This window comes from Marivivens sp. ABH4_498 (genome assembly GCF_056160585.1).
The window spans coordinates 195,562-209,103 of the sequence record NZ_JBSWXL010000001.1; the positions used below are offsets into that span (position 1 = coordinate 195,562).

The window sequence follows — 13,542 nt, forward strand, 5'->3', positions numbered from 1 at the left end:
CGTCATCAGAAAAACGTCAAAAACCCGCAAAATATCGACGATTTGCGGGCTTTGATCGCTGGATGTAGGGTGATCGGCGAAATCTTGCGTATTACCAGTTGTCTTTAAACCACTTAAACGCGCGCCGCAGCGATCTGGACGGGTAGCTGTCCATTGGAACTTCGAAATCCCACCATTCGTCTTGCGGGTTCGCAGCGAACAGCGACAGGCCCACGGCGGCGGCAAATGCGGCGCCTGTTGCGGCCTGAGGCAGCCCCTGAACGCGCATCGGGCGACCCAGACGCACCTGTTGGCCCAGAATGCGGGATGCCAGACCGTCCAGCCCAGGGATCAGCGACGCACCGCCCGTCAAAACGATCTGCTGGTTCGGCAGATATTCGAAACCAGCGCCGTCCAAACGTTCGCGCACGTCCTCTAGGATTTCTTCGACCCGAGGCCGCATGATCCCGATCAGTTCCGCGCGGGTCACCGTACGGCGGTCGTGTTCCCAATCGCCGGTGTTGCCGCCGATTTCGATCCTCTCGCGGTCGTCTTTGCCCGTGGCGACAACGCCGCCATGCACGGTCTTGATCCGTTCGGCCAAAGTTTGCGGAACTTGCAAGCCCATCGAAATGTCAGAGGTCACATGCTGCCCGCCCATACGAACGCTATCGGCAAAGATCATGTGCTTTTTCATGAAAATCGACACGCCGGTCGATCCTGCGCCCATGTCGATACAGGCTGCACCCAATTCTTGTTCGTCTTCGACCAGCGACGAAATCCCCGACGCATAGGCAGAGGACGCGATACCAGCCAATTCCAGATCACAGCGGCGGATACAGTGGAACAGGTTCTGCAGCGCCGATTGTTCGACCGTCAGCAGGTGCAAATCGGTCGACAGGCTGTTGCCCGCGTGGCCGCGCGGATCGGTCATGCCGGTGCGATGGTCCAGATTGAAATTGATGGGCTGGGCGTGCAGTGCCTCGCGGCCTTCGCCGATGTCAGGCACATCACAGGCTGCCAGAACGCGGCCAATGTCCGCATCCGTAACGGTATCGCCGTTGATAGCGACCTCGCCCGCAACGCCGTACGACCGTGGGCGCGCACCAGACAAACAGGCAATCACGTGATCCACACGTTCGCCCGCCATTTTCTGCGCTGCTTGCACGGCGGTGCGAACCGAACGTTCGGTTTCCTGCATGGCGTCGACTTCGCCGAAACGCACGCCGCGCGATTGCGTTGTCGCCGCACCGATAACACGGAAAGACGATTGGCCAGCCAGCGACCCAACACCGTCTGCACCACGGAACCGTTCAGGGCCGTCAAACCGCAAAACAAGGCAGGTCACCTTGTGCGTTCCGATGTCCAAAATCGCGATCAAACCACGCTGAAGCGCCGCTTTGCGCATATTCCGCATGGCGCGTTGGGTTTCGTACAACTGCTTCATTACCTACCTGCCCCTGCTACGACAGCGTTGATCCGGCGCATTTCGGCCACACCGGTTTCGCCCAGCCGCAATGTCGGCCGGTCGTCATTTCGCATGTCTACAACTACTACATCGCGCTGCAGCAGGTCCTGCGACTGCTGCATGACGATAACTCTTTCAAATGCTGTGACCGCATCATCGGTCGGCAGCAAAATCCGTTGATCGTGATCCATGATCACATCCCAGCGGCGTTCCCCCATACGGACAAGCCCACGCATACGGGATGTCACCGGACCAGCCGCCGCAAAAATTTCCAACGCTTCGTCCAACGCATCTTTGGCGCCGTCACCCGCGATCAATGGCAAATCAGGGCGGTCCGCACGGCTGGCGATTTCGTCAATCACCATCCCGTCCCCATCAATCAGGAACAGGCTTTCGTTCTGACGCCACACCGCGACAGGGACGCGCGCAACGATTGACACCTCGATCACGCCACCCGGTTTGATCCGCAGAGTGGCATCCTGCACAGCAGGGATCGCTTCGACGCGGGCACGTCCGTCCTCTAGATCGACATCAAAGGACGACAGCGGAAAATCATAGGGCAGAACCGCACGCACATCGGCCGCCAGTTCCGCCGAAACGCCATCGACGGCCATCGCCGACAACATAAATTCGGGGCGCTGCTGAAATTCGCGTTTGGTATTTGCATACAGATCAGCGACCGACTGACGGCGCGCATCATCAGAAAATACGATAGCGACGGCCGTTGCGCCAATCGCCAGCGGAATACCTTTGCGGATCAGCGTCCGATACAGCGGCGTCAGCATCCAGCGTTCGTAACGGTAGTCCCATTTTTCGATCCAGTGATCGCGGCCCATGCCGCGCAGGATAAACCGAATTACCGACCGCATGAGGCGTCCTCCACCAACCATGCGCAAAGCGATGGGAAATCGATGCCAGCATAGGCCGCCTGTTCAGGCGCCAGCGACGTTGGCGTCATACCGGGCTGAGTGTTCGTTTCCAGCAGGATCAGGCCGTCCAAACCGCGGCTTTCGTCCCAGCGGAAATCGGTGCGCGACATGCCGCGGCACCCCAACGCCTGATGCGCGCGCAGGGCGTAATCCATGCAGGCGTCATAGATATCTTGAGGCAATTCGGCAGGGATCACATGGCGCGATCCGCCGGTTTTGTATTTGGCGTCGTAGTCGTACCAACCGTCGGTCAGAATGTCCGTCACGGCCAGCGCACGATCACCCATCACAGCGCAGGTCAATTCGCGCCCCGGCACAAAGGTTTCGACCATCACCGTGTCTGGCATGTCATCGGACAACTGCGGCGGCGCATTTGCGGCCTCGTGCACCAGATAGACACCAACGGATGACCCTTCGTTGTAGGGTTTCACAACGTAGGGCGGGGATAAAATGTGGCGCTTAGCGACTTCGGATTTTGTTGCTAGAACCGAAGAAGCGACAGGCAGACCAGCGGCGCGATACGCCTCTTTGGTCTTTTCTTTGTCCATAGCCAGCGCCGAAGCCAGGACACCTGAATGAGTATAAGGCAGGCAATGCCATTCCAGCAGACCCTGAACACAGCCATCTTCGCCCCAACGGCCATGCAGCGCGTTGAACACGACATCGGGTTTTGCCTCTGCCAATTGCGCAGCCAGATCCGCCCCTGCGTCGATTTCGACAACAGCAAAACCTGCGGTGCGCAGCGCGTTCGCGCATTCACGCCCCGAGGATAACGATACCTCGCGCTCTGCAGATGGGCCGCCCATCAATACAGCAACTGTGGGATGTGTCCCGCTCGACATTCCCTAGCCTCAAATTGCGCACCTTATTAGTAGTGCGTCAGTTCTATTATATATGATCAGCCCCATTTTTATGGGTGCTTGACCGCCTGTTATTTTTATTTGCTCGATGCGGACGGTTCACCGACCCGCATGATTTCCCATTCTAGCGTGATCCCGCTGGAATCGTAAACCTTTTTCCGCACGTCTTCGCCCAAACCTTCTAAATCAGCGGCAGTTGCCCCGCCTGCATTGGTCAAAAAGTTCGAATGTTTGACGTTCATCACCGCCCCGCCCCGCGTAGCGCCGCGCATTCCCGCGTCATCGATGACCTTCCACGCCTTTAATTCGTGGGTGTCATCGGCCTGCCCTGTACTGGAAAAACCAGCAGGATTGCGGAACGTCGATCCGGCTGTGCGGTCTTTGGTCGGTTGGGTTTCATCGCGTTTTTGCAGCTGCGCATCCATTTTCGTGACCAATTCGGCAGGATCACCCGCAGTCGCCGCAAATTCAGCGCCGATGATCACAGCGCCATCAGGCAAATCAGACTGGCGATAGCGCAGGTTCAGCGATGCCGCAGGCAATGTTTCGCGGCTGCCATCGCGGTGGATCACATCGACGCTAACCAACGTATCGGCCACATATTCACCATAGCAGCCCGCGTTCATGCGCACGGCGCCGCCGATAGACCCCGGAATGGTACGCAGGAACGTCAGGTTCACGCCCTGATCCGCCGCACGGCGGGCCACATGCGCATCAAGCGCCGCCGCCCCTGCCCGCACGGTTGTGCCGTCGATTTCGATACCGTTGAACCCACGCCCCAAACGGATAACCACGCCGCGAATGCCGCCATCGCGCACGATCAGGTTTGACCCGACGCCCATCGTGAACACAGGCACCGACGGATCCAACGTGGCCAGAAAATCGGCCAGATCATCCGCGTCAGCAGGTTGGAACAGAACATCCGCAGGCCCGCCAACGCGCATCCATGTCAGGTTATCCAACGGGCGGTTCGGCGTAAGGGTGCCGCGGGTTTCGGGTAGGGTAAATTCAACAGTCATAGGTTCGTTTAATCCGTCTTTGCGCCAGAGCCAACCACGCGGGCACGCAGCCACCGACCCAAATAAATCACAGGCCAGCGAAGAACCGACAAAGCGCTGACGAAAAACCCAGCGGCCGCCAGCCATTGGCCATCAAACATCAGCCAGATCAGGATTGGCACACCTACCCCGATCAGCGCATAGGCGCGCGTCCAATGATTATCACGACTGGGCAGCAAACCAGCGACATTCGCCGCCAATAGCCAAATCAGTGCCGCCCAGATCGATCCTGTCATTGATTAGTCCTTGATCCGTTTCGGCAAGTTATTGGCCCATGCGCTGATTGTTCCTGCGCCCAGACATACGACCATGTCACCGGGGCGGGCCTGTTCGCGCACCAGACGTTCCAGATCATCCTCGGAAATAATCGCGCGGGCGTGGCGGTGACCGTGGCGGATCAAACCCGCAACCAGATCGTCGCGCGTTGCGCCTTCGATCACGTCTTCGCCCGCTGCGAACACTTCGGCGATGGCGACAACGTCGGCTTCGTTAAAACAGGCGCAAAAATCATCAAACAGCGAATGCAAACGGCTATAACGGTGCGGCTGGTGCACGGCGATCACGCGGCCTTCGGACGCTTGGCGCGCGGCCTTTAGCACGGCAGCGATTTCGACAGGGTGGTGACCGTAATCGTCGATGATGGTCACGCCGCCCAAAACTTCGCCGACTTTGGTGAAACGACGGTTCACGCCGCCGAATTTGGCCAAAGCTTCGCGGATTTCATCCTTTTTCATGCCCAGATGGCGGGCAACGGCAACTGCCGACAATGCGTTCGATACGTTGTGGTCGCCCGGCATCGGCAGGGTGCAACCTTCGATCACGTCATCTTCGGCCTGAAGGGCCACGTCGAAATGCGCCACGCCTTTTTTGTAGGTCAGGTTCACGGCGCGCACATCAGCCTGCGCGTTAAAACCATAGGTGATCACGCGGCGGTCGCTGATTTTCCCGACCAGCGACTGAACCTCTGGGTGGTCGGTGCAGCAAACCGCAACGCCGTAGAATGGGATGTTCGACACGAAATCATAGAACCCTTGGCGCAGGTTTTCGATGCTGCCCCAGTGTTCCATGTGTTCAGGATCGATGTTGGTCACAATCGCGATGGTCGCGGGCAGACGGTTGAACGTGCCGTCGGATTCGTCCGCTTCGACCACCATCCATTCGCCTTCGCCAACGCGCGCGTTCGACCCATAGGCGTGAATGATACCGCCGTTCACAACGGTCGGGTCCAGTTGGCCGTGGTCCAGCAGCGCCGACACCATCGTTGTGGTCGTCGTCTTGCCGTGGGTGCCCGCAACAGCCACGTTAGATTTCAAGCGCATCAGTTCGGCCAGCATTTCGGCGCGGCGCACAATCGGAAGGCCGCGACGGCGGGCTTCGTCCAGTTCGGGGTTGCCTGGTTTGATCGCCGACGAAATCACAACAACCTGCGCGTCGTTCAGGTTTTGCGATGACTGACCTTCGAAAATGGTGACGCCCATGGATGCCAGACGATCTGTGATTTTCGATGTTTTCGCGTCAGAGCCCTGAACGGTGTAGCCAAAGTTCACCAGAACTTCGGCAATACCCGACATACCGATACCGCCAATGCCGACAAAATGGATGGCACCCACATCGGTGGGCAGTTTGGTACGTGCTGCGTTCATGACTGTACTTTCTTTTTATTGGCCAGCTCTTCTACGAGGCTGACAAGTCTTTCTGTGGCGTCGGGCATACCGCACGACAGCGCGGCTGCGGCCATTTGCGCGGCGCCTTGGGGGTTCGACAGAACCAATTCGATTTGTTCGCGCAGGCTGTCGGTGGTCAGCTGGCTTTCGGGCATCAAGATGGCTCCGCCCGATTGGACCAGCGCGCGGGCGTTGGCGGTTTGGTGATCTGCGGTCGCGGCAGCATAAGGCACCAAAATCGCAGGACGCCCGATAACGGAAATATCCGCAACGGATGACGCGCCCGAGCGGCTGATAACCAACTGCGCTTCGGCCATTTTTTCTGGAACGTCGTGAATAAACGGTTCCACATCGGCCTGCATGCCAGCATCTGCATAGGCCGCAGTGACGCGATCCATGTCTTCGGGGCGGGCCTGTTGGATGACGCGGACGTATTGGCGGATGTGTTCAGGCAGGGACGTGATCGCCGCCGGCACGTGATCAGACAGAACGCGCGCGCCCTGCGATCCGCCCATAATCAGGATCGACATCGGGTAGTCACCCGGCTCAATATACCCTGCCCCCGCGCGGTCCAGAACGGCGCTGCGCACGGGGTTGCCGGTGTGCTGACCTTCGACGCCTTCGGGCAATGTCGTTGGCCATGTGCCACAGGCAATCGCATCCACGCGTTTGGCGAAAATCTGGTTCACACGGCCCAGAACACCGTTTTGTTCGTGGATCATGCGCGGTTTGCCCAGCAGGGTCGCCGCCGCAATCGCAGGGATCGACGGATACCCGCCAAAGCCGACAACCACCGCAGGTTTGCTGCGCATCATACGGAACGCGGCCGAAACAACGCCGCCCGCAATCTGGAACGGCACCATTAGTTTCGCAGCCGCGCCGCCACGGGCAAAGGTGCCCGATTTCAGTTCAATAATTTCGACCGCATCAGGGAAACCGCCCGCATATCGGGCGCCCCGCGCGTCGGTGGTCAGCTGTACCCGCCACCCCTTTGCCAGCATCGCTTCGGCTAGGGCTTGGGCAGGGAACATATGGCCGCCGGTGCCTCCGGCGGCGATGACCAATAGTGGTGCCATACTTAGCGGCCCCTTCTCATCAGAATATCACCAATCTGTCCCTGAGGACGGCTGCGGGTAAACGCCAAAAGCATGCCGCAGACAATACCCGATGCGATAACAGACGACCCGCCATAGGACACAAACGGCAAAGTCATGCCTTTCGCAGGCAGCAAACGCACTGCAACGCCCATGTTGATCATCGCCTGAACCGCAAACATGCAGGCCAGACCCGTGCCCGCCAGACGGATGAACGGATCGCGTTCTTTGGTCAGGCGAAACAGCGACCGGATCACGATCACCGCATATAGCGAGACAATCGCCAGAACTAGGATCATACCGTATTCTTCGGCAGCAACGGCGATGATGAAATCGGTATGCGCGTCAGGCAGGCTCATTTTAACCTGACCTTCGCCGACACCAACGCCGAACAGGCCGCCTTCGCGGATGGCGTTTGTGGCGTAACCCAGCTGGGTACGCGGGTCGACTTCGGGGTTTAGGAACCCGTCGATCCGGCGCGCAAAGTGTTCGGAATTCATATAGGCAAAGCTGCCCGCCAAAACGGTCGCACCAGCCACGCCCACAAGCAACAGCATCGGTGCCCCCGCGACAAAGAACATGACGCACCATCCGAACAAGATCAGACAGGCCTGACCGAAATCAGGCTGCAACGCTAGGATCAGACAGATCACCGCCGTCAAAACAAACGAATATTGTTTCCCCGGAGGGCCCGCAACCTCGGTCGAGGCAGCCATAAGCCACGCCGCGACAATGATAAAACCGGGTTTCAGGAATTCAGATGGCTGCACCGACATACCGCCCAGCGACAACCAGCGCGTCGCGCCTTTGCCGAAATCGGTACCGATAAAGGGCAGCAGCATGATCGCGATGAACGCCGCGATGAACCCCAATGTCGCCAGACGGCGCACCAATTTGGGCGACATCATCGATGTGACAAACATCACGATCATCGCCAGACCGCCGAATTGGGCCTGTTTCATCACGTAATAGAACGGGTCCAGATTGTTGCGCGCAGCCAACGGCGGCGACGCCGCAAAGCCCAACAATAGGCCAACGCCAAACAACATCATCACACAGGTCAGCGTCCATTTATCAATGGTGCGCCACCAACGAGGAAGGATCGGATCACCAGTTTGCACTGGGATCGACCCATAAACCATCTCTGTCATGGACCTAATTACCGCTAATTGCCTCAAAATCGTCCGTTTGCCGGATCTGAGGGTGATTCTAGCAACGCAGAGCTACAAACGCTAGGGAAAATAACGGGGAAATCGGCGCTTGATTTGGCGGGCAATTCGCGCGACTTGACGATTATGAAAGTTAAAACGCTGATATTGGGTGCCGGTGCCGCCGGTATGTTCTGCGCGGCCCACGCAGGCGATGACGTGCTGGTTGTGGATCATTCCAAAACCGCAGGCGATAAAATCCGCATTTCGGGCGGTGGTCGGTGCAATTTCACGCATCTGGAAACCACCGCGAAAAACTATCTGTCGCAAAACCCGCATTTCTGCAAATCGGCGCTGGCGCGATATACGCCGTGGGATTTCGTCGGGCTGGTATCGGGCTATGGCATCGCGTGGCACGAAAAGACCCAAGGCCAGTTGTTTTGCGACAATTCTGCCAAAGATATCATCAACATGCTGCGGTCTGAGATGGACAAAGTAGGCGCGAAACTGTGGCTGAAAACCGCCGTGATCGACGTGACGTTTGACGGCCAATACCGCACCCGCGTGACCCGAGACGGGCAGGACATGGTGATCACATCCGACAATCTGGTCGTGGCAACGGGCGGTAAATCGATCCCGAAAATGGGCGCGACGGGCATCGGATACAAAATCGCCGAAGATTTCGGAATTCCTGTGACAGACACCCGCCCTGCATTGGTCCCGTTCACATTTTCGGACGCGCGGTTCGCGGACATCTCGGGCATTTCGGCGCCTGTGCTGGCGCGCGCAAACGATGGGCCGGAATTCGCCGACGCGCTGCTGTGCACCCACCGCGGTCTGTCCGGCCCCGCGATGCTGCAGGTGTCCAGCTATTGGCACGAAGGCGAAGACATCACCATCAACCTGATCCCCACAATCGACATCGTCGCCCATATGAAAAAGGCGCGCACTGATCACCCGCGCAGGGCGGTCACCACGGTTTTGGGCAGCGTCCTACCGTCCCGCCTGATCGACCATCTGGCAGATGAATTTGCACTGACGGACGTCTGCGCCCAATGGTCCGACAAACGGATTGACGATCTGGCAACGGCCTTGCGCCAATGGCACGTCAAACCATCCGGCACCGAAGGCTACCGCACCGCCGAGGTCACATTGGGCGGCGTCGACACCGATTACCTGTCATCGAAGACCATGGAATCCAAAACCCACAAAGGCCTGTATTTCATCGGCGAATGCGTCGATGTCACCGGCTGGCTAGGCGGTTATAATTTCCAATGGGCATGGGCATCGGCCTATGCTGCGGGAACCGCGATCAGCGGCGCATAGAATGCTGTTAAAATCACCCATGTTTCTTGCCAATTGCGACCCTGTGCGGCGCTTGGCTATACAAGAAATCGAAAAACGTTTCATGCTTGGGGTTTTGTTGACCGGCGGCGTGGTGCTGACGCCTTCGCTGCTGCTCGACAACCCAGCGTTTATCGAGGTCCTGTCCCGCCCCAATGTACGGCGCTGGTTCGACGGGGATGGCGCAGGAACGCTGCAAATCAGGTCGCCATGGTCGAATGGCTCTGAAAGCATCTCTGCCTTTTTTGACTCCTTGCCCGAAGGTTACATCCTTAACCGTTACAAAGGCACCCCCAAGGGTCAGCTATCACGGCTGGAACGTTGGGATTTAAAGGATGAATTGTCCACGCTCGACGGAATTATACGGGGCTATGGCCTGAAAATCGGCAACATATCCCTGCAGCCAACGGCCCTAAGCGATAGCATCATAACCAGCAGCACGCTGAAGGATTTCCAACAAAAAAGCCCAGAATATCAGGAGCCTTTAGAACATCTGTTGCAGATGGCACCTGCCTTGAACTCTAGATCCATGTGGTATCAGGCCGCCGAAGAATTACCACATGAGATGCAATCGTCGTTCAAGCTAGAGGTGATCGATACCGCCTATCACGGGCTATTCATTGACCACGGCGAAGCCTTTGCGCTGGACCAGATGGCGGGCATCGAAACTATTCCGGCTGCATTTTTGGACACCGGAATTCGTTTGCGCAGCTTACGCAAACAATATGAATATATCGGTTACGGCATGAAAGCCTTTGATCTGATCACCGCCATGGGGGCGGGCCAGCTGATGAAATTCCTAACGGACGAAGCGATCAGTTACATTGAAGACAAAGCAACTGAAAAGGGCCACGATTGGGCCTCTCGGAAAAATTGGTTCGGATTGAACAAAGTGATTAGCCGCAAGATCGGAGTAGAAATCAAATGATCCTCTACGAAAACAATTGGTTCCGCGTACGGCGTGAAGGCAATTACCATTGGTTAGAAGAACCCAACAGCACGCAGGGCGCTGTCGTTCTTTGCCTGCGCGGCGACACCGTAGCGGCATTAAAAATGCAACGCCCCGCCCAATTTGAACATGCAGAGCCATCTACGTTCGAAATTCCGCGAGGATACGCGGATTCAGGCGAAACGGCCGTGCAATGCGCACAACGTGAATTGCTGGAAGAGACCGGATTAAACGTAGATGAAACGCTGTTTGAATACATCGGTCACCTACGCCCAAACACGGCTATATTGTCATCGCGAATATCAGCTTTTTTCGTTTCAATCCCAGCAGATACGCCAGTCGCCCCCCATACGAACGAAGCCCAAGAGGTACTGTTTGTTCCACTTCGTCAGCTGTGGACAGACATTGCATCGGGACAGATCGAAGACGGGTTTACGCTCGCGACTATTACTTTGGCCAAAGCCAAGGGATTTATTTGATTAGATCATTCACCGCGTCCACAAACGCATCGCCGCGTTTTTCGAAATTGTCGTATTGGTCGAAACTTGCGCAGGCGGGGGCCAGCAGGACGGTGTCGCCGCTTTGTGCCTCGGCCAATGCGCTAGCGACAGCGCGGTCCATTGTGGTGCAGATTTCGGCATCAACGCCCGTTAACTGACGCGCGAATTCTTCGGCCTCGCGGCCTATGACATAGGCTTTGGCGACGTTCCCCAGATGCGGGGTTAGCGCGTCTAGTCCGCCCTCTTTTTGCAGGCCGCCGCAGATCCAGCGAATGTTTTTGAACGCTTGCAATGCCTTTGCCGCGCTGTCCACATTCGTCGCTTTGGAATCGTTGATCACGCGCACGCCGTTGCGTTCGGCGATCAATTGGCTGCGGTGCGCAAGGCCGGGATAGGTCTGCATCGCGTTTTCAATAACGCGTGGCGCAATGCCCAGCGTGCGGCAGGCGGCATAGGCCGCGCAGGCGTTTTGGTGGTTATGCGCACCAGGCAGGCCAGCGATCGGGCGCAGATCGATATTCGCGACCTGACGGCCTTTGCGGTATTCGCTTAGGAAACCTTTGCGAGCGAAGACGTTCCAGCCGTCGTTATCCAGTTTCTGACCAGACGAAATGCGGATCACGCGGTCGTCCGACATCGCGGTGGCCAGTTGGTTTGCCAGATAACGGCCTTCGTTTTCATCAACGCCGACGATCGCGCGGTCGGGGCCGCCTTCGGCGAACAGGCGGCGTTTGGCGGCGAAATACCCGCCCAGACCGCCGTGACGGTCCAGATGATCAGGCGACAGGTTGGTCAGGATCGCCACATCAGGGGTCAGCGACCGCGCCAGATCGGTTTGATAGGACGACAGTTCCAGCACGACGACTTCGCCGTCAACGGCAGGGTCGATGTCCAGCACGCCGCGCCCTATGTTGCCCGCCAACTGGGTCGGGCGGCCAACCGACGTCAGGATGTGATGGATCAGGGCCGAGGTCGTGGATTTCCCGTTCGATCCTGTAACTGCGATGACTTTGGGTGTGATATCGAACCCGTCCCAATCGTCGGTCGCATAGGATTGGAAAAACAGGCCAATGTCGTTGTCGACAGGCACGCCTGCATCCCAAGCCGCCGCAATGGCGGGGTTCGGCGCGGGGTACAGATGCGGAATGCCAGGCGATACGATCAGAGCCGACACGCCATCATAAGCACCTGATTTCGTCAGATCGCGGATTTCGATGCCCTCAGCCTCGGCTGCGTCGCGGCCAGTTGCGCTGTCGTCCCACGCGATAACCTGCGCGCCGCCTGCGACCAATGCCTTGGCCGTGGCGCGGCCCGAACGGCCCAGCCCCAGAACTCCAACTGTTTGTCCGCCGTATCCCGAAACTGGTATCATGCCGCATCCCCTGATTAGTTACCGATGCAATTACCGCCCCGTCCCTGCCCGCGCAAGGACAAGAAAAAGGCGACCCAAGGGCCGCCCAATCTGATTAACGAATTTTCAGTGTCGCAAGGCCGATCATCGCGAGGATCAGCGAGATGATCCAGAACCGGATCACGATCTGCGGCTCGCTCCAGCCTTTCTTTTCGTAGTGGTGGTGGATCGGCGCCATCAGGAAAACGCGTTTGCCTGTGCGTTTGAAATACGCCACCTGAATAATCACCGACAGGGTTTCCATCACGAACAGACCGCCAACAATCGCCAGCACGATTTCGTGTTTCGTGGCCACAGCAATTGCGCCCAAAGCGCCGCCCAATGCCAGCGATCCGGTGTCGCCCATGAACACAGCCGCAGGCGGGGCGTTGTACCACAGGAACCCCAAACCGCCGCCGATCAGAGCCGCGCAGAAAATCGTAATCTCGCCCGTACCATCGACGTAGTGCACGTCCAGATATTCGGTAAAGTCGGCACGGCCAACGAAATACGCAATGATCCCGAACGTTGCAGCAGCGATCATCACAGGCATCACAGCCAAACCATCCAAACCATCGGTAAAGTTCACAGCATTCGCCGCGCCCACGATAACCAGCATCGCGAATGGCACGAATAGGAACGACAGGTTCAGCAACATGTCTTTGAAAATCGGGAATGCCAGTTGGTTAGAAAGGCCTTCGGGGTGGTAGCTAGCTGCCCAGAAACCGGCGATGGCTGCGACCAGGAAACCAGCGATCAATCGCGCCTTGCCCGACAGGCCATCGGTCGATTGTTTTGTGACCTTGGCGTAGTCATCGGTGAACCCGATGGCCGCATAACACAGGGTTACAAACAGCACCATCAGCACAAATGGGTTGTCCATACGGGCCCACAAAACGGTCGAAAACGTCAACGCGCCAACGATCAACAGACCGCCCATGGTGGGGGTGCCTGCCTTGGCAAAGTGGCCTTCGGGGCCGTCAGCGCGGATGGGTTGGCCTTTGCCTTGTTTGCGGCGCAGCACGTTGATCAATGGTTTGCCGAACACAAAACCAAAGATCAGAGCCGTCATAAACGCGCCGCCCGCACGAAAGGTGATGTACCGGAACAGGTTAAAAAAATCGCCGCCGTCAGAAAGCGCCGTTAGCAGGTACAACAT

At 57.7% G+C, this 13,542-nt stretch carries 13 protein-coding genes; 3 read left to right on the top strand and 10 right to left on the bottom strand.

Annotation, left to right across the window (positions count from 1 at the left end):
* Positions 1–91: 91 nt before the first annotated feature.
* The 8 genes from ftsA to ftsW form a co-directional block, all read right to left on the bottom strand.
* Positions 92–1,426, bottom strand: coding sequence for a cell division protein FtsA (gene ftsA, locus ACXAGA_RS00960; RefSeq protein WP_475115654.1), 1,335 nt, complete (start codon positions 1,424–1,426; stop codon positions 92–94).
* Positions 1,426–2,316, bottom strand: coding sequence for a cell division protein FtsQ/DivIB (locus ACXAGA_RS00965; protein ID WP_475115655.1), 891 nt, complete (start codon positions 2,314–2,316; stop codon positions 1,426–1,428). Before ACXAGA_RS00965 ends, ftsA begins: the two co-directional genes overlap by 1 nt.
* The gene (locus ACXAGA_RS00970) at positions 2,304–3,218 is read right to left on the bottom strand and encodes a D-alanine--D-alanine ligase (protein WP_475115656.1); all 915 of its coding nucleotides are present in this window, start codon (positions 3,216–3,218) and stop codon (positions 2,304–2,306) included. Before ACXAGA_RS00970 ends, ACXAGA_RS00965 begins: the two co-directional genes overlap by 13 nt.
* A 95-nt stretch (positions 3,219–3,313) precedes the next feature.
* Positions 3,314–4,255: a UDP-N-acetylmuramate dehydrogenase gene (murB, locus tag ACXAGA_RS00975; RefSeq protein ID WP_475115657.1), complete on the bottom strand. Its 942-nt coding sequence runs from the start codon at positions 4,253–4,255 to the stop codon at positions 3,314–3,316.
* A gap of 8 nt (positions 4,256–4,263) precedes the next feature.
* Positions 4,264–4,530 carry a DUF2484 family protein gene (locus ACXAGA_RS00980; protein ID WP_475115658.1) on the bottom strand — a complete coding sequence of 89 codons (267 nt, stop codon included), beginning with the start codon at positions 4,528–4,530 and terminating at the stop codon, positions 4,264–4,266.
* Between the two features lie 3 nt (positions 4,531–4,533).
* Positions 4,534–5,937 carry a UDP-N-acetylmuramate--L-alanine ligase gene (gene murC / locus ACXAGA_RS00985; RefSeq protein WP_475115659.1) on the bottom strand — a complete coding sequence of 468 codons (1,404 nt, stop codon included), beginning with the start codon at positions 5,935–5,937 and terminating at the stop codon, positions 4,534–4,536.
* Positions 5,934–7,034 (bottom strand): undecaprenyldiphospho-muramoylpentapeptide beta-N-acetylglucosaminyltransferase, encoded by a 1,101-nt coding sequence (murG, locus tag ACXAGA_RS00990; protein ID WP_475115660.1) that lies wholly within the window; start codon positions 7,032–7,034, stop codon positions 5,934–5,936. The genes murC and murG overlap by 4 nt, the downstream gene beginning before the upstream one ends.
* A 2-nt stretch (positions 7,035–7,036) precedes the next feature.
* The gene (ftsW, locus tag ACXAGA_RS00995; RefSeq protein WP_475115661.1) at positions 7,037–8,203 is read right to left on the bottom strand and encodes a putative lipid II flippase FtsW; all 1,167 of its coding nucleotides are present in this window, start codon (positions 8,201–8,203) and stop codon (positions 7,037–7,039) included.
* Positions 8,204–8,347: 144 nt separating this feature from the next.
* Between ftsW and ACXAGA_RS01000 the strand changes: the two genes are divergently transcribed.
* Genes ACXAGA_RS01000 through ACXAGA_RS01010 form a run of 3 tightly spaced genes read left to right on the top strand, consistent with a single transcriptional unit; the run spans position 8,348 to position 10,972 of the window.
* Entirely contained in the window at positions 8,348–9,526 is a 1,179-nt protein-coding gene (locus tag ACXAGA_RS01000) for a BaiN/RdsA family NAD(P)/FAD-dependent oxidoreductase (protein ID WP_475115662.1), read from the top strand.
* Between the two features lie 52 nt (positions 9,527–9,578).
* On the top strand, positions 9,579–10,472 hold the full coding sequence (locus tag ACXAGA_RS01005) for a hypothetical protein (protein ID WP_475115663.1): 894 nt from the start codon (positions 9,579–9,581) through the stop codon (positions 10,470–10,472).
* Positions 10,469–10,972, top strand: a complete 504-nt coding sequence (locus ACXAGA_RS01010; protein WP_475115664.1) for an NUDIX hydrolase — start codon at positions 10,469–10,471, stop codon at positions 10,970–10,972. The genes ACXAGA_RS01005 and ACXAGA_RS01010 overlap by 4 nt, the downstream gene beginning before the upstream one ends.
* Here the strand turns inward: ACXAGA_RS01010 and murD are convergent.
* Both murD and mraY read right to left on the bottom strand, forming a co-directional pair.
* Positions 10,965–12,365, bottom strand: a complete 1,401-nt coding sequence (gene murD, locus ACXAGA_RS01015) for a UDP-N-acetylmuramoyl-L-alanine--D-glutamate ligase (protein WP_475115665.1) — start codon at positions 12,363–12,365, stop codon at positions 10,965–10,967. The genes ACXAGA_RS01010 and murD overlap by 8 nt on opposite strands.
* A 94-nt stretch (positions 12,366–12,459) precedes the next feature.
* On the bottom strand, positions 12,460–13,542 hold the full coding sequence (gene mraY, locus ACXAGA_RS01020; RefSeq protein ID WP_475115666.1) for a phospho-N-acetylmuramoyl-pentapeptide-transferase: 1,083 nt from the start codon (positions 13,540–13,542) through the stop codon (positions 12,460–12,462).